This is a genomic window from Flavobacterium cryophilum, assembly GCF_048286555.1.
Taxonomy (GTDB): domain Bacteria; phylum Bacteroidota; class Bacteroidia; order Flavobacteriales; family Flavobacteriaceae; genus Flavobacterium.
The window spans coordinates 188,245-211,593 of record NZ_JBLVPZ010000006.1; the positions used below are offsets into that span (position 1 = coordinate 188,245).

20 protein-coding genes and 3 pseudogenes are annotated in these 23,349 nt (G+C 33.7%); 11 read left to right on the forward strand and 12 right to left on the reverse strand.

Annotation, left to right across the window (positions count from 1 at the left end; genetic code table 11):
• Positions 1 to 540: 540 nt before the first annotated feature.
• From ACNQGJ_RS10760 to ACNQGJ_RS10775, 4 genes are all read right to left on the reverse strand, one after another.
• Positions 541 to 987 (reverse strand): endo-arabinase, encoded by a 447-nt coding sequence (locus ACNQGJ_RS10760; protein ID WP_417972589.1) that lies wholly within the window; start codon positions 985 to 987, stop codon positions 541 to 543.
• Between the two features lie 323 nt (positions 988 to 1,310).
• A complete protein-coding gene (locus ACNQGJ_RS10765; protein ID WP_417972588.1) occupies positions 1,311 to 1,892 on the reverse strand; it encodes an LOG family protein in 582 nt (193 codons plus the stop codon).
• A 246-nt stretch (positions 1,893 to 2,138) separates the two neighbouring features.
• Complete coding sequence (locus tag ACNQGJ_RS10770; RefSeq protein ID WP_417972587.1) at positions 2,139 to 3,065, reverse strand: hypothetical protein; 927 nt, start codon at positions 3,063 to 3,065, stop codon at positions 2,139 to 2,141.
• Between the two features lie 88 nt (positions 3,066 to 3,153).
• On the reverse strand, positions 3,154 to 3,693 hold the full coding sequence (locus tag ACNQGJ_RS10775) for a helix-turn-helix domain-containing protein (RefSeq protein ID WP_417972586.1): 540 nt from the start codon (positions 3,691 to 3,693) through the stop codon (positions 3,154 to 3,156).
• Between the two features lie 176 nt (positions 3,694 to 3,869).
• Between ACNQGJ_RS10775 and ACNQGJ_RS10780 the strand changes: the two are divergent.
• Positions 3,870 to 4,060: pseudogene (locus tag ACNQGJ_RS10780) on the forward strand (IS91 family transposase); the annotation flags it as partial.
• A 512-nt stretch (positions 4,061 to 4,572) separates the two neighbouring features.
• Here the strand turns inward: ACNQGJ_RS10780 and ACNQGJ_RS10785 are convergent.
• Entirely contained in the window at positions 4,573 to 5,466 is an 894-nt protein-coding gene (locus ACNQGJ_RS10785) for a 3-hydroxyacyl-CoA dehydrogenase (RefSeq protein WP_417972584.1), read from the reverse strand.
• Positions 5,467 to 6,013: 547 nt separating this feature from the next.
• Between ACNQGJ_RS10785 and ACNQGJ_RS10790 the strand changes: the two are divergent.
• A pseudogene (locus ACNQGJ_RS10790) lies at positions 6,014 to 6,360 on the forward strand (transposase); the annotation flags it as partial.
• Between the two features lie 224 nt (positions 6,361 to 6,584).
• Here ACNQGJ_RS10790 and ACNQGJ_RS10795 read toward each other — a convergent pair.
• The 7 genes and pseudogenes from ACNQGJ_RS10795 to ACNQGJ_RS10825 all read right to left on the reverse strand — a co-directional run bounded on the left by ACNQGJ_RS10795 (position 6,585) and on the right by ACNQGJ_RS10825 (position 12,554).
• A complete protein-coding gene (locus ACNQGJ_RS10795) occupies positions 6,585 to 7,004 on the reverse strand; it encodes a PH domain-containing protein (RefSeq protein WP_417972583.1) in 420 nt (139 codons plus the stop codon).
• A 502-nt stretch (positions 7,005 to 7,506) separates the two neighbouring features.
• Positions 7,507 to 7,683: a peptide-methionine (S)-S-oxide reductase gene (locus ACNQGJ_RS10800; protein WP_417972582.1), complete on the reverse strand. Its 177-nt coding sequence runs from the start codon at positions 7,681 to 7,683 to the stop codon at positions 7,507 to 7,509.
• 365 nt (positions 7,684 to 8,048) lie between these two features.
• On the reverse strand, positions 8,049 to 8,918 hold the full coding sequence (locus ACNQGJ_RS10805) for a TIR domain-containing protein (protein ID WP_417980360.1): 870 nt from the start codon (positions 8,916 to 8,918) through the stop codon (positions 8,049 to 8,051).
• The gene (locus ACNQGJ_RS10810; RefSeq protein ID WP_417972764.1) at positions 8,804 to 9,058 is read right to left on the reverse strand and encodes a hypothetical protein; all 255 of its coding nucleotides are present in this window, start codon (positions 9,056 to 9,058) and stop codon (positions 8,804 to 8,806) included. Before ACNQGJ_RS10810 ends, ACNQGJ_RS10805 begins: the two co-directional genes overlap by 115 nt.
• 65 nt (positions 9,059 to 9,123) lie before the next feature.
• On the reverse strand, positions 9,124 to 10,116 hold the full coding sequence (locus ACNQGJ_RS10815; RefSeq protein WP_417972581.1) for a transposase: 993 nt from the start codon (positions 10,114 to 10,116) through the stop codon (positions 9,124 to 9,126).
• 412 nt (positions 10,117 to 10,528) lie between these two features.
• Positions 10,529 to 11,359, reverse strand: a complete 831-nt coding sequence (locus ACNQGJ_RS10820) for a hypothetical protein (protein WP_417972580.1) — start codon at positions 11,357 to 11,359, stop codon at positions 10,529 to 10,531.
• 151 nt (positions 11,360 to 11,510) lie between these two features.
• Positions 11,511 to 12,554, reverse strand: a pseudogene (locus tag ACNQGJ_RS10825) (tyrosine-type recombinase/integrase).
• 283 nt (positions 12,555 to 12,837) lie between these two features.
• On the opposite strand from ACNQGJ_RS10825, the gene tgt reads away from it, so the two are divergent.
• The 9 genes from tgt (at position 12,838) to ACNQGJ_RS10870 (ending at position 23,229) form a co-directional block, all read left to right on the forward strand.
• On the forward strand, positions 12,838 to 13,968 hold the full coding sequence (gene tgt / locus ACNQGJ_RS10830; RefSeq protein WP_417972579.1) for a tRNA guanosine(34) transglycosylase Tgt: 1,131 nt from the start codon (positions 12,838 to 12,840) through the stop codon (positions 13,966 to 13,968).
• Between the two features lie 71 nt (positions 13,969 to 14,039).
• On the forward strand, positions 14,040 to 15,128 hold the full coding sequence (locus ACNQGJ_RS10835; RefSeq protein WP_417972578.1) for an LptF/LptG family permease: 1,089 nt from the start codon (positions 14,040 to 14,042) through the stop codon (positions 15,126 to 15,128).
• Positions 15,115 to 15,996 (forward strand): DMT family transporter, encoded by an 882-nt coding sequence (locus ACNQGJ_RS10840; protein WP_417972577.1) that lies wholly within the window; start codon positions 15,115 to 15,117, stop codon positions 15,994 to 15,996. The genes ACNQGJ_RS10835 and ACNQGJ_RS10840 overlap by 14 nt, the downstream gene beginning before the upstream one ends.
• Positions 15,997 to 16,117: 121 nt before the next feature.
• Positions 16,118 to 17,071 carry an acetyl-CoA carboxylase carboxyltransferase subunit alpha gene (locus ACNQGJ_RS10845; protein WP_417972576.1) on the forward strand — a complete coding sequence of 318 codons (954 nt, stop codon included), beginning with the start codon at positions 16,118 to 16,120 and terminating at the stop codon, positions 17,069 to 17,071.
• A 140-nt stretch (positions 17,072 to 17,211) separates the two neighbouring features.
• Positions 17,212 to 18,756, forward strand: coding sequence for a replicative DNA helicase (gene dnaB / locus ACNQGJ_RS10850; protein WP_417972575.1), 1,545 nt, complete (start codon positions 17,212 to 17,214; stop codon positions 18,754 to 18,756).
• 180 nt (positions 18,757 to 18,936) lie between these two features.
• Positions 18,937 to 19,329 (forward strand): hypothetical protein, encoded by a 393-nt coding sequence (locus tag ACNQGJ_RS10855; RefSeq protein ID WP_417972574.1) that lies wholly within the window; start codon positions 18,937 to 18,939, stop codon positions 19,327 to 19,329.
• A 642-nt stretch (positions 19,330 to 19,971) separates the two neighbouring features.
• Entirely contained in the window at positions 19,972 to 20,763 is a 792-nt protein-coding gene (locus ACNQGJ_RS10860; RefSeq protein WP_417972573.1) for a sensor histidine kinase, read from the forward strand.
• Positions 20,764 to 20,766: 3 nt separating this feature from the next.
• Positions 20,767 to 21,435, forward strand: coding sequence for a response regulator transcription factor (locus tag ACNQGJ_RS10865; RefSeq protein ID WP_417972572.1), 669 nt, complete (start codon positions 20,767 to 20,769; stop codon positions 21,433 to 21,435).
• 534 nt (positions 21,436 to 21,969) lie between these two features.
• Positions 21,970 to 23,229 carry an asparagine synthetase B gene (locus tag ACNQGJ_RS10870; RefSeq protein ID WP_417972571.1) on the forward strand — a complete coding sequence of 420 codons (1,260 nt, stop codon included), beginning with the start codon at positions 21,970 to 21,972 and terminating at the stop codon, positions 23,227 to 23,229.
• Positions 23,230 to 23,349: the final 120 nt, after the last annotated feature.

Sequence of the window (23,349 nt, forward strand, 5' to 3'; positions counted from 1 at the left end):
AAGCTGATTATACAATTGGCCCCGAAAGACGTTTTTGCCACCAACTTTACCAAAGGCATCAATACCAATTTGGTTAAAAAACAGAATGTATATGTACCGCCCCATTTCGTTTGTTTTTTTTAGTATAAATAGATCATTATCGGTATGATAAATGAGAAACAATAGAAAATTAATGGGGCGTATTTTAGTAATAAGATAGTAAATTTTTGTAATCGTGAAGTAGGTTTGAAATTTACGTATCGAGTTTAAAAGAAGAAGTAGTAGGTGTTCCTGCCTGTTTTAACCAATACTGTAAATTTAAACAAATATTTATTTTATTGGCACAAAAAAAGACTTTTTTTTAATATTTTTTTATTTTAAGTATTTAGTACACAGTTGTTTGTGGTTTTATTTCTCTCGAGGTAGTATAAGGTGGAACTTAGTGAAGAATGGTTCTTTTTAGGGCTAAGTTTACATGTTTATTGCAAAAATCTAAACATAGCCATTCCTACACAAGGAATACTAAACTGATATTGTACTTTGCAGATGAGGTTTAGAAAATTATTTTGGATTATACAGGTGGATGGATTGCCCCACTAATTTCCATTGTCCTTCTATTTTTTCTAATAAACGAATTTCATAGGAGAAGGTTTTTTTGCCATCCTTGGCAGTGGATTCTTCATCATGGCTTACCCAGGCGTTATTCTCACTAATACTCATTTTGTAGTTCGTATTTATAGAAAAACCGCCATTACCCATAGCTTTAGGATTAGCGTTAATCATTGCAGTAGGAGGAATATCCATTGTAACTCCCTCAGGTGTGGAAATTAAAATTCGGCTATAGGGCTGAATGTGCCAGCACTCCATATGGCCTTTACTATCAGCAGCTCTCCACGTCGCAGACTCTTTTTCCAGCAGTTTTTTTATAACTGAAGCTTCATCACTATTCTGGCTGTAACTTATCATATTGATCATTAGGATAAGATAAAAGGATGCTGTCCACTTCATACTGTTTGTGTTTTTTCGTTTGGAATAATCGTCTTGCCTGTTTTAGCTAATTATAGTAAATGTATTATTTTATAACTTATAAACAAACTACAAATCATTTGCTTCTAATTTAGTACAATTGTTTAATTGGAGCTGTAAACTTTTCAATTCGCCTTTTGTAATGTAAAATAGGAACTATTGTGTTTTGATTATTTCTATCGTTTATCCGCAGAATTATTACGAATACGATAACAGAATTTGCCAAAAATTATCCAATACAAATCAAAATTTGAAGTAACAACTTTTGGTAAACGGTTGACATAATTAAATACTACGTATCAAAATTATTCATTTCCTTTTTTAATCCATTTTCCAACTTCTGGTGCGATATAATTTTCCATTTTGTCAAGTAAATCGGTAGCATCATCGCTCACTAATATCATTTGTTGATTGGTTGGTTTTAGAAAACCTTTATCGACCATGTTTGCAACAAAGGCTAGCAACAAATCGTAAAAGCCATCAATATTCAAAATTCCGATTGGCTTTTTATGGAGTCCAAGTTGTGCCCAAGTTAACATTTCGAAAAATTCTTCTAAAGTTCCAAAACCGCCTGGCAAAGCAATTATCCCATCGCTAAGGTCATTCATTTTCGTCTTTCTCTCATGCATGCTTTCCACAATAAATAATTCAGTTAATCTATCGTGAGCGATTTCTTTAGTCATCAGGAAGCTTGGCAAAACACCAAATACTTTTCCGTTATGATTTAAAACACCATCGGCAACACTTCCCATAAGACCAACTTTTGCGCCGCCATAAACTAATTCATAATTATTTTCGGCCATTATTTGCCCAAGTTTGTAAGCTTTAGTTTCATAATTTTTTTCATTTCCAAAACTGGATCCGCAGAATACAGTAATTCTTTTCATATATATATATATATATAATGTTTTTTGTTTAGTTGATTTCAAAAGTTCATTTTAGGATATTTTCTTGTCTAATGCGCAAAGAGACAAGACATTGTAGTTATGAGCAGACTATTCTATTTGTTTGTCTTCGACTTTTGCCTGCTTAATACCAGTTTGAACTCTTGAAGGCATTACGGTTCCGTTCAACACGGGCTTCATTGTTCGGGCTACGCACGCAACGAAACCCCAGTGGTTAGCAGAAGGTTTTTATTCAATTCCAATTTTGTTTTGTATACAGTCAATGTACAATCCATTATTTAAAAATATTTTATTTCCCAACATTCCAGTCATACCAGAAAATTTCATCATTGAATATTGAACTTGAGAAAATCCTTCCACATAAGTAACATTATTTAAAGGTATTTCTTGAGTGTCAAATTTTAATTTTTGGTTACAGTTTGCAGTAAATGTAATCAAAACATTATTCCAAGATTGTGATTTTTCAATGTTAATTTTTGAGTTAGTTAGTTTCAAGTTTTTCCATATTTCTTTGTTGGTTAATAATTCATAAGCACTTGTACCCGAATCAAATAAAAACTTTTCTTCTTTTCCTTTTAAAAAACCTCTAATGATGATTTTTCTTTTTCTGAATTTAAAATCAAAGAGTTTGGTTTGAAATTGAGAGGGCACTTTAGATAAATTTAAAGCAATATAATTTTCTTTAAAATTGATGATTGTTTTTCTGTTTTCTAAAATATCTGCTCCAATAGTCCCAATTAATTTTATTGAATCATTATTATTATTATTATTATTATTATCATTTCCGTGATTATAAATTTTGAATTTATCGGAAGTAATTTTTGTTTTTCCAATGTAGAAAGAAGTTTTTGCAAGTTCTTTATTTATGGAGATTTGGCTAATTTTTTTAATTGAATTTGAGTAAAATACTGTATAAGGCGAACCGGTGTCAAACTGCAAATAATAAGTTATTGTGTCATTCGAAAAATGTACAGGAAGCAACAAAGCATTTTTTTTAGAACCCAACCACTTAAATGGTATGAAACCACTTTCATTATCTACTACCAAATAATTTTTTTCTGGAGTAAATTTTTGGTCAAAATAAATATAGCCACCAAGTACAGCTAAAACCAAAATGACCAAAAAAGTCAACACAATTTTCTTTAAAATTTTCATTAGATATTTTTTTCGCTAATTTCTGCTTTAGAAAACAATTTCTTTTCAAAAGTAATACGCCATTTTTACGTCAATTAACTGACGAAGTTTATAAATAATTGATTTTTAAGTTTTTATGCAAATCGTTTTTGTTGTTTAAACTTATACCGTTTACAATAACTACCAATAATTTCAGACAAATAATTAATAATAATGGAAATATAAAAAGCGGAAAATGTAGTGTTAATGCTTTTTGAATGAATGGGCTTACGATTTGAGAAACAGCTAGTGCAACCGAAATTAGAATTTGAACACTTACTATGCTTTTTCCAAGTTCTTTGTTTTTTGGGTCGTTTGTTTTGTAGGTCAAAATTAATGGGAATATAACTCCTCCAAAAGGTATTACAAGTCCAAATAAACTAGAAAAATTAATCAATTTTGCTCTGTTCAGTTTTGTAATTTCTTTGAAAGGTATTAGTTTTTCTGGCTCAGTTTTAAAGACATTTGCAAGAGCCTTCAATGTAAATCCTTTTGGGATATTTCCAGCTTCAATCCTTTGAATTGTCCTTAGCGAAAGTCCACTTTTTTCGGCAAGTTCGGTCTGGGTTAAGTATTTTTCCTCTCTTAAATGTTGAACTATTGATTTCATTTTAGTTTTGTTTGCGATTCTAGTAAACTTTCTGCTAATATCAGTTCGTCTAAAAACCTTCAAACGAACTCATTTTGGTTAATCAGTAAGTAAATATATATGATTTAAACTACAATTAAAATTCTTTCTGGAAAAAAGCATTCTTCATTCTTAGAATAAAACAATCCGTAAAAAACGTGATAATCCTTCATTTTGGTTTTTTGAGCAGCACTTGGAAGCGTCAAAAGCTGAAACTTTTGCAGGAAAAATTCAAGGTAAAAGTTTTGGAAAAAGTAGAAAAAAGCCCTTTTTACCCAAGTGTCCTTTTTGTAAAACATGCAATTTACACCGCGCGGCGGTTTTTTACCAGCGTGGTCTGCCTGATTGATTTGTTGCCCGTAGAAAACGCCATTCCCTGTAAAAACTAATTTTACGGGTAAGGTAATTTATGTTCAAAAGTGAGGGAAAACGAAAAAACTATGCTGAAACCACTCCACAAAAAAAGAGGATACAAAATCCTCTTGAAATTCTCTCTCAAAACTTTACGATAACTCCATAGTGTTGGCGGCAGGTACTCGGTTCCGTTCAACACGAGCTTCATTGTTCGTACTACGCACGAGATGAAACCCAAGCTATTGTGCAATTGATCTGATATTTAATATTTTTTGTCGTGTTTTCAGAACCTATTTAACTGTCGCACCAACTTATCTTCAACACTTGCAAGTAGGTCCACAAATTCATCTTCTGTATCAGATACACCTAGTTGCACTTTTACAAATTTGTGTTTTGTGGATTTGCCCTCCGTGTCTCAACTCATTTTAAAGGTACATTGACGATGCGCATTTTTAAACCGAAAAATCTACCAAAGCAATTTTGAATAATTGTCGTTCTTTTGATATATCATTTTATGAAATTAGGATTTTCATATGCTGGATTGGGATACGTATACACCCCTTTTCCATTTGCTTTCCCCATTTTTCCTTTATCCAGATATTCAGCTTTTAACCATCCAGCAACCCTCGCAGAGACTTCATCCCCTGCTTCTCCATATGCTTTGTACAAATTATAAGGTGTGTTAGGCCCAATGATATCCAGGAATGCGAACGGACCAAACGGAGCACCAGTTGAAATCATCCAGGTCTTATCAACTATTTCAGGTTCTGCAATTCCATCTACAACCAGTTGAATACTAGCCTTTATGTGAGGAACCAAAAGCGTGTTTAAAACATAGCCAGGTTGCTCTTTATGAAGTGGAATCGGAACCATCCCAATAGCTTTTGCAAACTCAATTACTTCTTCAAATACTTCTGTGGAAGTACCATCATGTTTCATGATTTCAGCGATATTAAGTTTCCAAATTTCGTTAGCAAAATGTAAATGCAAGTATTTTTCCGGACGATCTGTAAAACCTACAATCTGACTTGGTATCATTGTAGATGAGTTAGAAGCGAAAATCGTTTCTTCTTTTGCGACTTGTGATAATTCTTCATAGAATTTTTGCTTTATGGCCAGCACTTCAGGAACTGCCTCGATTACTAAATCAGCGTTCTCCACCGCTTTTGCCAAATCAGTATGTAAGGAAATACGATTGTATGCTGCATCTACTTCTTCTTTGGTGCCATAATTATCTTCTTGGTATCGTTCTTTTAAAACGTTAAATTTTTGTTTCGCCTTCTCTAATGCTTCATCGTTAATATCGTAAGCTGAAACCTCAAATCCTTTGAATGCTGTTTGAAAAGCAATTTGGCTGCCTAAAACTCCCGTTCCGGCAACTGTTACATTTTTAATTTTCATGATTTAACTTTTTTAAATTAAGATTTAATTTATTTAAAATATTGAAACTCGGCTACATCCGGACTTTTAATCAACCAATCGAATTCATGATTGTTTTACTTTACGATTTTTATTATAATAGCATGAAAAACAGTATTTTACATGTCAGTTGCGGTGTTTGGAGCAGCATCTTTTCTGCTACCTAAACGAAGTTATGAAAATAAAATGTTTAATTAACCGAAAGTCAGCGATTTAGTTTAGCCACTGTTGAGCTAAACCTTTGGTAGCACCATTGTTGATTTTGATTATCTTAAGAAGATAATTATAATAGGATATTATGGCTACAAAAAAAGCATCCGGTTGAGTTAAGAGAAAACAAAATCCTCAACCAAGCCAAGCGCAAAGTTCTGGTATTTAATGAATTACTTCAGCGATTTGAGCGTACGGTTTTTATTTTGTTAGAAGCCAAAGCACTTTTAATAATTATAGACGCCATATGGCGGCAATTTCGTTGTAATGCGGAAAAATTCCCACCGAACTCGACCGTGAACAGGTGCATAATTATCTCTTCTTTATGCAGAAATCGGTGGTGGAATATTTGGGACGATACAGCCACAAAATTGCCATTACCAAGCATAGAATCAAAAACGGTTTTCGTTGCATATTTTGCCCAAACGGTTTGTAAAAATCCGTCATTATGGTTTTTTAAGCACCACTTGGAAGCGTCAAAAGCTGAAACTTTTGCAGGAAAAACTCAAGGTAAAAGTTTTGGAAAAAGCAGAAAAGAAGTCCTTTTTACAAAAGTGTCCTTGTTGTAAAACAGGCAATTTACACCGCATAGCGGTTTTTGACCAGCGTGGTCCGCCTGCTTGGTTTCTTGGTCGTAGCCAAAACGTTATTCCCTGTGAAAACTAATTTTACGGGTAAGGGAATTTGTGTTCAAAAGTGAAGGAAAACATCAAAAAAATCAAGCTGAAACAACTCCACAAAAAAAGAGGAACAAAATCCTCTTGAAAATACCTCTACAATCTTTACGATAACTCCATAGTGTTGGCGGCAGGTATTCGGTTCAGTTCAACACGGGCTTCATTGTTCGTGCTACGCACGCAACGAAATCCTAGCTGTTAGTGGCTGATGCTTTAACGCTTACTTTTGTATACAACTTTAATTGTTGGCTTTATTTTTTTCAAATGATTAATAAATTTTTCTTTGTCTATTGGCGAAATTAGAATTGAATCAAATTTATTGTAGAATATTTCTATTCTGTCAATAGAGGTTGCTGGCGAGCTAATTGGATTATTTGTTTCTGCAATTTTAGTGATCGAAGTGATATCCAACTTTTCGTTTACAAGCCAAGCTGATTTTATTATTAATATTATTCCATCCACTGTATAATAAGTCGATTTGTACAGGAAAAACAAAAGCAACAATACGACGCCAATGCTACTAATGGCAGTTATTTTATTATTGTTGTTATCTGCAAAAAATATAAATACAGGAACTAATAAAAAGATAATTATAAGTTCAATTCCCAATTTCGATCTGTAGGTTACTTTCATGTTCCAATTTTTGCATTTGTCACCAGCGTAAGTCGGCTAGGCTCGCGTTGCGGCTTGGTTAGCAGAGTATTTTCTGCAAGTTAGAAAGTTTATTGGAAAGACAATGTTGCGGTTTGCAAAAAGTAGCAATGGAGCTTAGCCAGTGATAGCAGTTGTGCATCTTTCTAAAATTTTGTCAAGTTAATTTTGTTTAAATTTGTTTAAAGTACTCTTTATACTTTTTTTCAAGCTTTCTCAATTTTGGCAAAATATATCTTTCACAGAAAGTATTTTTCTTATTCTTTTGATAGTAATTCAACTGATCTTCATTATTTAATTTAAATTGTTCAAATGAAAATGCTTTTGTGATTATTGGTTCATCGAACTCGCTCTGATTTTCATTTATTAACTTTTGATAGTGAGTTATATTTTCATCAAAGACATAAACAGCGGATCGATATTTATCCCGTAAAGAATGCTTTTTAGTTGATGCGTGCGTATGTAAATGTATGGAAATCAATGCTTATAGTGGGATAACTGAAGGATTGTAGTGAACTATCACAGCCTCAGAAAATATATCTTCTGGAAACTTTGAACTTATCCAACCTTGTTCTACAATTTCAACGCCTTTTAAACTTTGAAAATAAGCTTCTGTACACCAATGGCAACCTCCGCCAAACCCCACTTTTTTTATAATCATCTTTGGTCCAAATCTTTATTTCTTTTTGAATGCCGATACGTGAAATTTGTTATCCTTGATGCATTTTCTTCTATCATCTTCTGTCGTCGCTCGTTTTGCATAACCGCTAACGTCAGTCTGTGAAAAAACTAAAGTGAACCTCTTGAGAATCTCATATTTGCGATTTTTCTTTTGTAGCCCTCCGAATACTTTTCTAAATTTGAAGTAGTTTTTTCACAGCCTGACGTTCCCGCGCTACACGCAGTTTGGAACTAAATTAAGCCCATTATTCGGATTTGCGAAATCATTCCAAATACAGAACCAACTTTCCATTAAGCCAATTGCCTAAATCCGTTGTAGTAGCTGTTAGGTTTAGTTGTTTAATTTTAATCTGAAATTTCTTCGTCATCATAGAATGAATTTGGAACACAATCCAAAATTTGTTCCAATTCAGTGTCTTCAATTTTCTCTTTTAAATCTCTAAAATCTAATCTCTCCATTGCGGTCAAACGACAAGTTTCACACCGATTAAAAGCTATTGCATAGTACATACATAATAACATAAAAGTCGAATTCTCGAATAATATTGATTTTCCAAGCGGAACAAATTTTAAGGAAACAATTTCCGCTTCCACTTCAACACCATCAACAAAACAGCCATGAAGTTTTTTACTCACGGTATATTCAAAACCAAAATTACTTAAGTTATTAATAATATCTAAAATTTCTGTTCTTGTGAAATTTGTTACACGAGTTAGCAAAGACATTTTTTCATGAAAATCTTCCATTAAATTTGCAGAACAAGTGTTTAAAATTAATTTGGATAAAAATTGCCTTTCTTTTTCATTCATTAATTTTAAGTAACCGAATATAAAATTTGCGTGATCATATATTTCTTGCTCTGAAATATCATATAAGGATTGAAATATTCGATTAATAAAAGTTAGTTTTTTGGGTAGAAAATTTTCAGGTTCTAACTTTCCAAGTTTTTGAAGTATTTTCCTTCCTAATTTTGCTGGTGTATTATCATTAGCTGAAACGTATCCAATTGTTTTTCTTATTCCTGGAATTTCAGTTAGATCAAATCGGACAGGTAGGATATATTCTTGATTTTCTGAAAATGCTCGTGCTTGGGCACTTTTCAACTCATGATTTGTCCAAAGTTTTCGAGCATAATGTTCCGAAATAAATATGATTGCATATTTAGCTTTGTTTTGATAAATATCGTCCAAATGTTGATATAAATCTTTACCCAAAGATTAACGTCTTCATATACATCATAAAATACTTTTACTCCAGATTTTCTTAAATATTCAGCTGTTTTCTCTACATATTTTCTGTCTTCTCCAGCGAATGAAAGAACAACATCATATTCTAAATTTAAACATTTTTCCATACAGTTTCTTTACAATTACAGCTAACGTCAGTTCGTCTAAAAACCTCTAAACGAACTAATTTTTGTTAATTGGATGGTAAATATATATGATTTAAACTACAATTAAAATACTTTGGGAGAAAAGTCGCTTTATGATTTTTAAAATAAAACAGTCCATAAAAAGTTTTAAAATTAGCTTTTACAATCCAAAAATACAAAGCCAATACTTTTAGATATTGTTTTAGTAGGTTTTGATCAATCAGATTAAAAATTCTGCGCAGATTGTAGGCGGAGAAAATCAATCCAACATCAGCTGAGGCATGTTTGATGGTTTTCTTTGTCAAAATATAATAAAAATCCCATTGGCGTTTTATCACTCCGTAGGGATGTTCTACTATAGCTTGCCGTCTGCGGTAGACTTCGTAATTGTTTTCGATTCTAACCTTGTTTTGATAAATCAAATCTGCGTATTGGGAGCGTTCAATGAGTCTGCCTTTGGCGTTTTTAGTACATTTTGTAGAGAGTTTGCAATTCAAGCAAGCACTGGTTTTGTAATGCTTCATCTTGGTTATTGATTTCCCGTTTTTTTTGGCGTACCAATTTCCGTTGGTGGTCAATGTGTCATTAGCAGGGCAAGTATAGGAATCTGTAATTTTATCGTATTTAAAATATTCTACATCAAAAGCGGTATCAGGTGCGTGTGCAGATATGCCAGGAATAGCCACTAAAACATCGATGTCAAGTCGGTTAGCATAATCGAATTCGCTACCAGTAAGATAGCCTTTGTCATAAATGGCTGTGAAATTATTGTGCCCCAAAATGGTTTTGCTCCGGCGCAACATGCCGCCCATGGCTTTGGAATCGTTTTCATTTGTCACTTTAAAATCAATGAAGATATTGTGCAGCGCATCCACCGTGGTTTGTACCGTATAAGCTACTTCCGAAATGTTGTTTCGAGTCATTATTTGGCGACTATCCGGATCCGAGGTCGAGATTTGGGTAACGCCGACAAAATCGAAAATGAATCCAAAATCAGCGAGTTTAAGACTGTCTACAAAAAGGTCAATGCCTGATTTCATTGTCTTGCGCAATGGCATCATCAATCGATGAAGCAAAAAGCGGGAGTTGGTTTCTGTTGGTTCCGTTAAAGAATTTCATTTCTAAATTTACATAAAACCAACGAGTTATAAAAATTATTTGACGGATTTTTAATACAAATAAATTAATGGGAAAAAGAGAGGTTATTAGACAGTTTGACGTTCCGGCGCTTTGAGATGGTGGGTATTTTGTAAACGAGTATTTTCTGTTTAACGAAATCGCAATTCGAAATGGTAATTCCACTAAAACCTCACTATATCAAAACGCCTGTTACCTGCTGTTATCTTTTAATTTATTCATTATAGTCGAATATTAATTTTTTAGATTTATACTCCATGATTAATTCTTTAGCAAGTTTAGGTTGACTGTTCTTAAATGCCATATAATATGGTTTTATAATTTTAGTTGTTTGAGAATTTTGGTGTTTGAAATCAAATATTCGTACAAATCTTTGTAATATTCAGAAAGTTTGTTAGTTTCATTGTCAAAAACGGGAGTATTGTCCATTCCGATTAGTGAAAATGTCAATAAATATTTTCTGTTTTCTTTACAATTTGATATAAACAGAAAATTTGAATTGTTATTAATGAAATTTTCATACCATATCATTCTTTCAACAAAAATATTTGGAGCAATAATTAATTCAGCATCAGAAGCAAAACCTTCTTTGTTTTCTTGGTTAAGTTTTGATAAATAATCTTTCATTGTATTCGAGACATAAGGATAGAAATGCTTTGAAATAAAATCCCTATTCTTCTGAATGAAAGTAATACCTTCTTCTTCAGAAATTTTAAATCCATTGTCTTTAAGTTTCTGTTTATAGTCTAATAGTTTTTTTGAAATTATACGCTTTTTACCATTTTGCGTTAAAAGGACTAAAGATTCATAGTTTGTTGTATCTTTTTCATGTAATTCATTCAAATTTCTATCAAGTTTTTCATATAAATTATTAAAAATTACAAAGGCACTATCACATAAAATTTTGTCTTCTTCTTTAAATAATTCCTTAAATCTGCTCATCGCAGTACTAGATGAGTTTACGTCTGAACTGTCAAGATTATTTATATAAACATTATATTTTTTTAATAAAATATTCGTTGAAGTTGACTCTTTTTTTGCTTTTACAAGAGTCTGGTCGATATTCATTTCGCTCTTCTTTTTTTTCTCTAAATTATTACAAGAATAGAGTAAAGCTAATGCGATTAGGAAGATGTATTTTATCATTTATTTCATTAAGTTGTTAAGCTCTTTATTTTTTAATGCTTGCAGATAACTTGTATATACTCGCTACAAAGTAGCGACAATCTATCCAATTTATGATGTATAGTCGCTACTGCGTAGCGTATTTTTATCAAATGTATAAATAATATTTTTATTACAAATCATCAAAAGGGCTTTTTATTTGTTGAATGCTTTTTGTACTTACGTGGGTGTATATTTCGGTCGTTTTGCTGCTATTGTGTCCCAATAGTTCTTGAGTGTATCTCAAATCGGTTCCGCTTTCAAGTAAATGAGTGGCGTAACTGTTTCTAAGCCAGTGCTAAGTGACTGGCTTTGTAATTCCTGTTTTTTGTGACGCTTGTTTCAATATTAGTTGCAAACTTCGCGCATCGTATTGTAATCCGATCGTTTGCTCTTCAAATAAATAGGTTTTTGGTTTGTATACTTTGTAGTAATCCCGTAGCATTTCTAAAATTTTTGGACTCAATGGGACTATCCTGTCTTTTTTGCCTTTTGAATTTTTAAGCAATACAATATTTCGCATAGAATCTATGTGAACGGGCTGGAGAGCCAATAATTCGCCGCAACGCAAGCCACAAATATAAATCAATGATAGCATCATTTTATGTTTGATGTTACTATGAGCGTTTAATATCAATTTTATTTCTTCTTTGCTTAATACATTGGGTAAAAGTTTAGCTCGTTTTGGTCGGTGAATTTTATCAACTTCAATTTTTGTTGCTCTGACTGTCATAAAATACAGTTTTATAGCGTTAACGATTTGGTTTTGGTAAGATGCTGACAAATTATTCTTTAAGATATAGTCATTATTGTAAATGATTACATCGTCATTTGTGATTTCGGAAATGGGTTTTTCCCGATAGAAGATCAAAAAAGATTTCAAGGCTTCGCTATAGGTAGTAATGGTGCTTTCACTATACCGCTTAGAACGCATCCATTGTTTGAATTTTTCGATTTGTGTTATTCCTTCGCTTGAAGGGACCAAATTAGCAGGGGGCGCTATGTTAAAACGCAGTCTGTTTTCCTCTGTGTCTGGGAGGTGCCAAACCGTTTTTTGCTGGCTCCATCTTGCGCCTTCTATTTGTTTGATACGGGCAATCAGGTCTTGATTTTTTTCAAAATAAACGGCAATTCTATTTTCGCTATTATGTTTTATTAGTTTTGCTGCCCAAGTCATATCGTGTTGATTTTGTGATTGAAAGATAGTAATTATTTTGGTAAATGAGGTTTTATTACGGCAATGTCGCTGGTGGTATTAAGGCTGTTTCGCGTGAGGGATAAAAGTGAAAATCCTTTTATGAAGCGTAGCGGAATAAAAGATTATAGCGAATAGCCCGACCTTTTTAGGGCACGCCCCAATTGATTAGCAAAATCTTAATTAATTTTTTAAATTATCTAATTATCTAGTTTTCAAATTAACCTATCTTTGCCCGCCGAACAATCGGAAGAAATACGCCAATATGAAGTTTGATTTATTAAAAAAAGATCCGCTGTCTAAAGCCAGAGCGGGAAGTATTACTACTGATCATGGGGTGATCGAAACCCCAATTTTTATGCCTGTTGGAACCGTAGCTTCGGTAAAAGGAGTGCATCAGCGGGAATTGAAAGAAGATATAAATCCGGATATTATCCTGGGAAACACCTACCATTTATACTTGCGTCCCCAAACCGAAATTCTGGAGAAAGCCGGTGGTTTGCATAAATTCATGAACTGGGACCGTAATATTTTGACGGATTCTGGAGGATACCAAGTGTATTCGCTTTCGGCCAACCGAAAAATTAAGGAGGAAGGCGTGAAGTTCAAATCGCACATCGATGGTTCGTATCACTTTTTTACACCGGAGAATGTGATGGAAATTCAGCGTACCATAGGAGCCGATATTATCATGGCTTTTGATGAATGTACGCCGTATCCGTGTGATTACAACTACGCAAAACGCTCGATGAAAATGACGCACCGCTGGCTGGACCGTTGCATCAATCATCTAGATACACAGCCTGTGAAATACGGCTACGAACAAACATTTTTCCCAATTGTTCAGGGAAGCTGTTACAAAGACTTACGCCAACAATCAGCAGAATATATCGCGAATTCCAATCAACAAGGAAATGCAATTGGCGGACTGTCAGTAGGGGAACCTGCCGAGGAAATGTATGCCATGACTGAAATTGTTTGTGAAATCCTGCCCGAAGACAAACCGCGGTATCTGATGGGTGTGGGAACTCCGATAAATATTCTTGAAAATATTGCCCTTGGAATCGACATGTTTGATTGTGTGATGCCTACGCGAAACGCCAGAAATGGGATGTTGTTTACGGCAAATGGAACAATTAATATCAAAAACAAAAAGTGGGAAGCTGATTTTTCGCCCGTTGACGAAATGGGAATCACCTTTGTAGATACGGAGTATACCAAAGCGTATTTGCGCCACCTTTTTGCTGCCAATGAGTACTTGGGAAAACAAATTGCCACAATACATAATCTTGGTTTTTATATGTGGTTGGTTCGTGAGGCCAGAAAACATATCTTAGCGGGTGATTTCAAACCTTGGAAGGAAATGATGGTAAAAAATATGAACCAAAGATTATAAATTAGGCATTGGGTTTTGGGTATTAGGTTTTAACTAACAGCCCAATACCCAATATCCAGAACCCAAAAAATATGCTAACAATAATAGACAAATACATCTTAAAAAGATATTTAGCCACATTTACGGTGATGTTATTGTTGTTTATTCCTATAGGAATTGTTGTTGATGTATCAGAGAAGATCAATAAAATGTTGGAAAATAAAGTTCCTTTAATGGAGATTGCGCTTTATTACTACAACTTTACGATTTATTTTGCCAATTCCCTGTTCCCAATATTTTTGTTTTTATCGGTGATTTGGTTTACCTCGAAACTGGCCAATGACACGGAGATTATTGCTATTTTAAGCTCCGGGATTTCATTCACACGCTTTTTAAGACCTTACATAATTGGCGCTTCCATAGTTTCCGTATTTGTTTTACTGATGGGATTTTTTGTTGTTCCGGCCGCTAGTGAAGGGTTCAATAACTTTAGGTATACGTACTTGAAAGGAGGCGGAAAAGAAGCGATGCGTGGTGACAATACGGATGTGTACCGACAAATCAGTGATGATGAGTTTATTTATGTAAACAGTTTTAATACGGAGTCAAAAACTGCTTTTAATTTTTCTCTCGAAAAGTTTAAAAACCAGAAGCTAATCCATAAAATTACCGCTACCAGAATAAAATGGAACCCGAAGGATAGCACCTACACCATGTATGATTATACCAAAAGGACGGTGGGCGAACTCAATGATAAAATTGAAAAATCACCTGAAAAAAATGCCGTTTTTACTTTTGATTTGGAAGATTTAACGCCGGTAGTTTACATTGCTGAAACCTTGAGTTTAGGGAAATTGAATGCTTTTATTGCCAAAGAAAAAGAACGAGGTTCCTCAAATATCAATGTCTATTTAGTGGTGTTGTATAAAAAATATAGTGTTCCGGTTTCGGCATTTATTCTTACTATTATCGCGGTTGCGGTTTCTGCTATGAAACGAAGGGGCGGAATGGGAACCAATTTAGCCATTGGAATCGCACTGGCTTTTGCCTTTGTGTTTTTTGATAAGATTTTTGGAGTTCTAGCCGAAAAATCAAGTATTCCACCAATGTTGGCCGTTTGGTTGCCTAATATTGCTTTTGGAATTTTAGCCATTTATTTGTTACGAAATGCAAAACGATAAATTAAAAAGTTACGTAAACCTTCACTTGATCGTTTTTATTTGGGGATTTACTGCCATTTTAGGGGCGCTAATCACCATTGCCGCCGATGCATTAGTTTGGTATCGGATGTTTTTTGCAGGGCTGTTTTTAGCCTTGTTTATTGCATTCAAAAAGATTTCATTTAAAATTCCTTTAAAATCGTTCTTGAAATTGATTTTCGTGGGATTACTGATTGCCTTGCACTGGATCTTTTTCTTTAAAGCCATCCATGTTTCTAATGTCTCCATTACACTTTCGGTTTTTTCGTTAGGTGCTTTTTTTGCTTCTATATTAGAGCCTGTTTTTTATGGTCGAAAAGTATTGTGGTACGAAGTATTTTTTGGTCTTATCATTATTGCAGGTTTAGCATTGATTATGAAAGTCGAAATTAATTATTTGGACGGAATGCTGTACGCCTTGGCATCGATCATATTAGGTGTTTTATTTACGCTGATGAACGGGAAATTAATAGAAAAGCACGAACCTTCAGTGATTGCTTTTTACGAATTTTTGGCCGGTGTTTTCTTCATTACAATTTATTTTTTGTTCCAACAAAAATTCACCGTTGACTTCTTTGTATTAACAACTCATAATTGGGTTTTTATTTTAATATTAGCTTCCGTTTGTACTGCCTATGCCTTTACCGCTTCGGTAAAAGTAATGCAGAAATTAACACCATATACGGTGATGCTTACTACGAATTTAGAACCGGTATACGGGATTGTGTTGGCCTATTTTATCCTTGGTGGAAAAGAGAAAATGAGCTTTGAGTTTTACATCGGCGCACTAATAATTGTCATCACCGTAATCCTAAACGGAGTTATAAAACACTATCAAAAGGACAAATAATAATAGCTTTCTCAACGTTTTGAGAAGCACACTTTTACACATAAATATAAAATTTACCTTTTTGAACGATTTAAAATTTTATATTTGCGGTTCCAAATAAAAACAATAACGCAAAAATCCTATGGAATATTTAGATTTTGAGCTTCCTATAAAAGAACTAGAAGAACAGCTAGATAAATGTCTTATTATTGGACAAGAATCGGATGTTGATGTAACGAATACATGCAAACAAATCAACAAAAAGTTAGTAGATACTAAAAGGCATATTTATAAAAACTTAACTGCTTGGCAACGAGTTCAATTATCAAGGCATCCCAGCCGTCCTTACACAATGGATCACGTACGTGCTTTATGTGGTGATACTTTCTTGGAACTTTTTGGTGACAGAGGTTTTAAAGACGATAAAGCCATGATTGGGGGTTTGGGCAAGATTGATGGACAGTCATTTATGATCGTTGGACAGCAAAAAGGATTTAACACGAAGGCCCGTCAGTTCCGTAATTTCGGAATGGCAAATCCGGAAGGATATAGAAAAGCATTGCGATTGATGAAAATGGCCGAGAAATTCGGTATTCCTGTATTGACTTTAATTGATACTCCCGGAGCCTATCCTGGACTCGAAGCGGAAGAACGTGGACAAGGGGAAGCGATTGCCAGAAACATATTTGAAATGATTTGTTTAAAAGTGCCTATAATCACAGTAATTGTGGGAGAAGGAGCTTCTGGAGGTGCATTAGGAATAGGAGTTGGTGATAAAGTATACATGATGGAAAATACATGGTACTCTGTTATCTCACCTGAATCGTGTTCATCGATCTTGTGGAAAAGCTGGGAATACAAAGAACAAGCAGCCGAAGCATTAAAATTGACTTCTGCTGACATGAAAAAACAAAAATTAGTGGACGATATTATTCCGGAACCTTTAGGTGGAGCTCACTATGATAGAGTGACTGCTTTCAAAACGGTGGAGCAATATATTATGAAAGGTTTTAATGAATTGAAAGACTTATCAACAGAAGAGTTAATCGCGCAAAGAATGAATAAATACAGCAAAATGGGCGAGTATAAGGAATAAAATCCTACAAAAATATTTCTAATCCGAAGCCTCGTGGTTTCGGATTTTTTTTTGGTTATAAACAAAAAATAGTTACTTATGAACAATTATTTGTAACAACTCAGTGACAATATTTTTTTAATTTTTGCTACTTTCGCTCTATGGAAAACTTCAGAAATATAAACCCTGTAAAGGTCGATAAAACAACAATTATAAGCTTAGAAAAAGGGAAATTGCCTCCTCAGGTTCTCGATTTAGAAGAGGCGGTGCTGGGTGCCATGATGATTGATAAAAAAGGAGTAGATGATGTAATTGATATTTTACAACCTGATGCTTTTTATAAAGATGCACACAAACATATTTTTGAAGCTATAGTACAGCTGTTTACAGAAACACAGCCTATTGACTTATTAACCGTTTCTGCACAACTGAAGAAAAATGCAAAATTAGATTTGGCAGGTGGCGATTTTTATTTAATTCAGCTAACGCAAAAGATTTCCTCTTCAGCACACATTGAATTTCATTCGAGAATCATTTTACAAAAATTTATTCAACGTAGTTTGATTCGTATATCTTCAGAAATTATTGAAGAATCCTATGATGAAACAACCGATGTTTTTGATTTACTGGATAGAGCCGAATCCAAATTATACGAAGTAACACAAGGGAACATCAAGCGTAGTTCTGAAACAGCACAGAGTTTAGTGTTGCAGGCCAAAAAAAGAATCGAGGAAATAGCCGGTCAAGAAGGATTAAGTGGTGTTGCGACAGGTTTTGATAAATTAGATAAGATTACTTCCGGCTGGCAACCAAGTGATTTAATTATTATTGCAGCAAGGCCAGCAATGGGAAAGACCGCATTTGTATTATCAATGGCTCGCAACATGGCAATTGATTACGGAATGCCAGTGGCGTTATTTTCTTTGGAGATGGCATCGGTTCAATTGATAACTCGTTTGATTTCTTCGGAAACAGGTTTGTCTTCTGAGAAATTACGTACCGGAAAACTTGAAAAGCACGAATGGGAACAACTGAGTACCAAAGTAAAGAATTTAGAAAAAGCACCTTTGTTTATTGATGATACGCCTTCATTGTCTATTTTCGATTTAAGGGCTAAATCAAGACGTTTGGTTTCTCAGCATGGTATTCGAATTATTATTGTGGATTACTTGCAATTGATGACGGCCGGCGGAAACGGAAAAGGTGGAGGAAATCGAGAGCAGGAGATTTCTACGATTTCCCGAAACTTAAAAGCATTAGCAAAGGAATTGAATGTTCCGGTTATTGCTCTTTCTCAATTGTCACGTGCAGTGGAAACTCGTGGTTCCAGTAAACGACCGTTACTGTCTGACCTTCGTGAATCGGGTGCGATTGAGCAAGATGCCGATATTGTATCGTTTTTATACCGTCCTGAATATTATAAAATTGATGAATGGGATGATGATGAAGCCTCGCCAACTGCAGGTCAGGCAGAAATAATGATTGCAAAACACCGTAATGGTAGTATAGAAAACGTCCGGTTAAAGTTTATTGGACATTTAGGTAAGTTTGATAATCTTGAAGATTTCAGTGGCGGATATGATGATTTACCATCGAGCATGAATCAAGAGGATAATCCTTTTATCACTAAAAATCTTCCGTCGGCTAATGAAGCTTTTGGAAGCAATTTAAATGATCCGGATGATGACAGTGATGTTCCGTTTTAGAAAATGAAACAAATTAGCTATCGTTTTTAGAATATAAGAATTTAAAAGCCTAAATCAAATGGATGATTTAGGCTTTTAAATTTTATAAAGGATAGGAAGTGTTATGTTACAACAATATAAAATAGTAATTTTGCTACCGATTTTTAATTTCAAAATATAGTTAACCAAAACTCAAAACGGATGTCGCAAGAAACCACTTCAGAAGACCATAAACAAACAAAAACTGTAAATGCCATTCCATTAAAAACAGCGCAAAAATGGGCCAAACGTTGGTCGAAAGAAGAAGGTGATTACAACAAACACCACGAATTGCATGGTTTTTTAATTCCAAAAATAGATTTACTGGAAGTATTGAGAGAAGATGTAGATGCTGTAAGAGCTTATATTGGGATAAATGATGAAGGTGTGGAAAAATTAATGATTGTAGGATCAAAATATGATCCTGCAACTAAAATCTATGTAGATATGATTAATGTTGGGGTTGATAACGCTACTGTCCATCAAGATGACATTTATGACTTTACATCACCTTGTCCTCCTGACTGCGATCCTTCAAGTCCAATGTTAACTTAAATATTTCATGAATCAAATACTAGCATATATAGGATATTTATTTTTATTATTAAATTTAATCCTTTTTTTTATAAAATTTTCCAATCAGGGGAAAGCTTACAAAATATTTACATTGTACTTAGGGTTTATTTTTGTGGTTCAAATTGTGGCTCAAATTTATAGTAGTCAAAACATAAATAATCTTTTCTTATCTCATTTTTATTTTATAAGTCAGTTTGTTTTTATAAGTTTATTTTTTGAAACTATTTTAAAAGAAAAGTATCAAAAAAACATTGTCAAATCAGGTTTGATTTTGGGTTTATTGGTTATAGGAATCCAGTATGCCTTTGATCCAAGTCTATTCCTAAAATTTAATTTATTTGAAATATTTATTACTTCTTTTTTTCTGATAATTTTTGCAACCTTTCATTTTTACAATATGTTGAATGAAAAAAAAGAATTTTATTATATCAACGTTGGGATTCTCATGTATTTATTTGGCAGTACGATTTTATTTCTTGTAGGGAATTTGACAACTACTTTAAGCTCAAAGGTGAGTTTAATAACTTGGATTTTGAATTCTACATTATACATTGTCTATCAACTATTTATTTTATTAGAATGGAAAAAAAGCTTTTCTAAAAAGGAAATTAACACCGCTTTATGAAAGTAAACACACTACAAGAAAGTGAAATAATTGAAATCGTAATTTATAGTTGTGTCGCTTTTCTTTTAATGGGATTGGTTTTGATATTATTTTTCTATTTTTCAAGAAAGAAAATTATTCAAAAGGAATTAGAAAAAAAAGATTTAGAAATTCAGTATCAAAAAGAACTTTTAAGCGCTGTGATTATTACTCAGGAGGAGGAACGCAAGCGTATTGCACAAGATTTGCATGACGATATCAGTTCTAAATTGAACATCGTTTCTTTGAATAGTCATTTGCTTACTGCGCCTAATTTAACTAAAAGTGAAGCAATTGAAATTACGACTAACATTATTAATCTAACAACCAAAGCGCTAGATAATTCCAGGAAAATTGCGCATGGTTTGTTGCCGCCTGTTTTAGATAAATTTGGACTTCATGCCGGTGTTGAGGAATTGTGTTTGGAATTCAGCAGTTCCAAAGCGGTTCAAGTAAATTATGAAAACAAAACTACGTTTGAAATCGCAGACAATGATAAACATTTGCATGTATTTAGAATTTTACAAGAATTGATAAATAATTCGTTGCGCCATGGTAAAGCATCTGTTATTTCGATTATTTTTGAAAAAAAGAATGAAAAGAATTGGTGTTTTTATACAGATAACGGGATTGGTTTTGATATGAAAAATAATGAAAATCAGAAAGGGTTAGGAATGAAAAATATAGAAAGCAGAACCGCTTTTTTAAACGGTAAAATAACCTTGGAATCATCCATAAACAAAGGAATTTCAGTAGTTTTTAATTTTTAAACAATGATTAAAACTATAAAAATAATAATAGTGGATGATGAGATTCTTTTTAGAAAAGGCATTTCTTTTTTATTGGGACGCGAAACAAATATTGAGATTATTTTTGAGGCCTCTAATGGGGACGAATTAATTTCTTTCCTCCAAAACAATAAAAGGAATCATCCTGATATTATTATCATGGATTTAAAAATGCCAATTATAAATGGAGTTGAGGCGACTAAGATTATTCGGAAGGAATTTCCGGAACTAAAAATTATTGCACTCACTAGTTATGATTCTAAATCATTTGTTGCTAATATGATTGCTGTGGGCGCAGTTTCTTATTTGATTAAAAATACGACCCCTCACGTTTTGCTCACTACAATAAAAGAAGTCGCCCTAGAGGGATTTTATTACACCGACTACGTAATGAAAATCATTCAGGCCGATCTACTGACCAATAAAAAGATCAAAAGTAATTTTGACAGCAACTTTCTTAGTCCCCGTGAAATTGAAGTGCTTAAACTTATTTGTATTCAAAAAAGTACGGTGGAAATTGCAGAGCAGCTTTTTATAAGTCCAAGAACAGTAGAAGGACATAGAAATAATCTCCTCCTGAAAACCGATTCCAGAAACATTGCCGGTTTAGTGGTTTATGCCGTTCAGAATGACTTCATACTGCTGAGCGAGTAATTGTTTAAAAGTAAGGAATATAAAGATTTATTTTTTGAATTAAGAAACCTGTACCACTTCTTAAAATACCGTGTGTACTTTGGTCTTATAAAAATACTGCGCCTGTATTTCTGATCCTAGGAAAGTATCTTTCCCTGATTTTGCAGTAGAAAGAATCTCTTCTGATAAACTTTGCAACTAATTTTTACAATAATAAAGTAGTGTGTTTAATAACTCAAAAGTATGATTAACTAAAAATGAGTTGGTAAGACAAAACATAGAAAGTAATGATGAGTATTATTAATAAAACTATTGTAACATTTTTCACAAGATGCTTACTAGTGGCAGGTTTGTTTTTTTCGGTTGTTTTCATTATTTAATTTTTCGCCTTCATTGATTATGAGATAGCTGCGAATGTAGCAATTGAAAATTGGGTGGCTATGCGTATTTTTACGTGTTTTACTGCAGAACTTATTTTAGGAAATGATTTTATAGTTAAATTTCATGTATTTGAAGCGCTTACTTTCTATCTTTGAGGTATAAAATTAAAAGTCGATGTCGAAATCATTTCTATTTATTCTTATTTTTTTGCTGACAATAACAGCAAAGGCTTCTTTTATTTTGTTGCCAATGGACGAAACGAGCCAGCAAAATCATCTTAAAGCATACGGAATAACATATTGGTGTATAAATAAAAATTACAAAGCCAGCTGGTTGCTTAACTATCGTGGCGGTTCCTTTTTATTACCTGATGCGGAAGAAATACGCAAAGAATGTCAGATTAGAGGTGTAAGTTTTGAGGTTATTTCTGATGGTGAGGAAATAGCAATTTTAAACGAAATATCCAGCCCTTCTCAAAATATGGAATCTGTTGTATTGGAAAAAGCACCTAAAATTGCTGTTTATACCCCAAAAGGGAAACAACCTTGGGACGATGCGGTGACTATGGTACTTACTTATGCCGAGATTCCTTTTACACCAATTTACGATGAAGAAGTTTTAAGTGATCAATTAGTACTTTATGATTGGTTGCACTTGCATCATGAGGATTTTACGGGGCAATACGGTAAATTTTATGGAGCGTATAAAAATGCACCTTGGTATATCGAGCAGAAGAAAGATACGGAAACACTGGCAAGTAAATTAGGATTCTCTAAAGTGTCTCAAGAAAAAGCAGCTGTTGCTAAAAAAATTAGGGATTTTGTTATAGGTGGCGGATTTATGTTTGCCATGTGCTCAGCAACGGATAGTTTTGATATTGCTTTGGCGGCGGATGGTGTAGATATTTGTGAAGCAATGTTTGATGGAGATCCAAGTGAAGGAAATTATCAATCAAAAATGAATTACAGTAACTCATTTGCTTTCAAAGATTTTATTTTAGAAAGAAAACCGGAGCAATATGAATTTTCAGATATTGATATGACGCCGAAACGTAGAGTTCCGATGGAAAAAGATTATTTTACTTTAATGGAATTTTCAGCAAAATGGGATCCAATTCCGAGTATGTTGTGTCAAAATCATACCCAGTTGGTTAAAGGTTTCATGGGACAAACCACTGCATTTGATATTCCTTTAATTAAATCGAATATACTGGTGATGGGAACTTGTGAGGTTAATGGTGAAGCACGGTACATTCATGGTCAAAAAGGGAAGGGAATGTTCACGTTTTATGGTGGTCATGATCCAGAAGATTTTCAGCATCAAGTGGGCGATCCCCCAACGGTTTTGGATTTACATCCTAATTCACCAGGATATCGCTTAATTTTGAATAACGTATTGTTTCCTGCGGCAAAAAAGAAAAAACTGAAAACGTAGTATACAACAAAAGCCAATCGGAATCGATTGGCTTTTGTCTTTTTAGCCCTGATGGCAGTGACATCCTTTCTTTGCCTTTTTAGGCAGAGAAAGATATAACGGACAGCAGGAATAGCTCCT

Coding starts and splice junctions, on each gene's coding strand:
- ACNQGJ_RS10815 (WP_417972581.1), bottom strand. CDS start 10,116: ATGAAATCAGGCATTGACCTTTTTGTAGACAGTCTTAAACTCGCTGAT.
- ACNQGJ_RS10800 (WP_417972582.1), bottom strand. CDS start 7,683: ATGATTATAAAAAAAGTGGGGTTTGGCGGAGGTTGCCATTGGTGTACA.
- ACNQGJ_RS10840 (WP_417972577.1), top strand. CDS start 15,115: ATGCAAAACGATAAATTAAAAAGTTACGTAAACCTTCACTTGATCGTT.
- ACNQGJ_RS10785 (WP_417972584.1), bottom strand. CDS start 5,466: ATGAAAATTAAAAATGTAACAGTTGCCGGAACGGGAGTTTTAGGCAGC.
- ACNQGJ_RS10760 (WP_417972589.1), bottom strand. CDS start 987: ATGAAGTGGACAGCATCCTTTTATCTTATCCTAATGATCAATATGATA.
- ACNQGJ_RS10820 (WP_417972580.1), bottom strand. CDS start 11,359: ATGATAAAATACATCTTCCTAATCGCATTAGCTTTACTCTATTCTTGT.
- ACNQGJ_RS10870 (WP_417972571.1), top strand. CDS start 21,970: ATGTCGAAATCATTTCTATTTATTCTTATTTTTTTGCTGACAATAACA.
- ACNQGJ_RS10770 (WP_417972587.1), bottom strand. CDS start 3,065: ATGAAAATTTTAAAGAAAATTGTGTTGACTTTTTTGGTCATTTTGGTT.
- ACNQGJ_RS10810 (WP_417972764.1), bottom strand. CDS start 9,058: ATGGAAAAATGTTTAAATTTAGAATATGATGTTGTTCTTTCATTCGCT.
- ACNQGJ_RS10855 (WP_417972574.1), top strand. CDS start 18,937: ATGTCGCAAGAAACCACTTCAGAAGACCATAAACAAACAAAAACTGTA.
- dnaB (WP_417972575.1), top strand. CDS start 17,212: ATGGAAAACTTCAGAAATATAAACCCTGTAAAGGTCGATAAAACAACA.
- ACNQGJ_RS10860 (WP_417972573.1), top strand. CDS start 19,972: ATGAAAGTAAACACACTACAAGAAAGTGAAATAATTGAAATCGTAATT.
- ACNQGJ_RS10775 (WP_417972586.1), bottom strand. CDS start 3,693: ATGAAATCAATAGTTCAACATTTAAGAGAGGAAAAATACTTAACCCAG.
- ACNQGJ_RS10865 (WP_417972572.1), top strand. CDS start 20,767: ATGATTAAAACTATAAAAATAATAATAGTGGATGATGAGATTCTTTTT.
- ACNQGJ_RS10845 (WP_417972576.1), top strand. CDS start 16,118: ATGGAATATTTAGATTTTGAGCTTCCTATAAAAGAACTAGAAGAACAG.
- ACNQGJ_RS10795 (WP_417972583.1), bottom strand. CDS start 7,004: ATGAAAGTAACCTACAGATCGAAATTGGGAATTGAACTTATAATTATC.
- tgt (WP_417972579.1), top strand. CDS start 12,838: ATGAAGTTTGATTTATTAAAAAAAGATCCGCTGTCTAAAGCCAGAGCG.
- ACNQGJ_RS10765 (WP_417972588.1), bottom strand. CDS start 1,892: ATGAAAAGAATTACTGTATTCTGCGGATCCAGTTTTGGAAATGAAAAA.
- ACNQGJ_RS10835 (WP_417972578.1), top strand. CDS start 14,040: ATGCTAACAATAATAGACAAATACATCTTAAAAAGATATTTAGCCACA.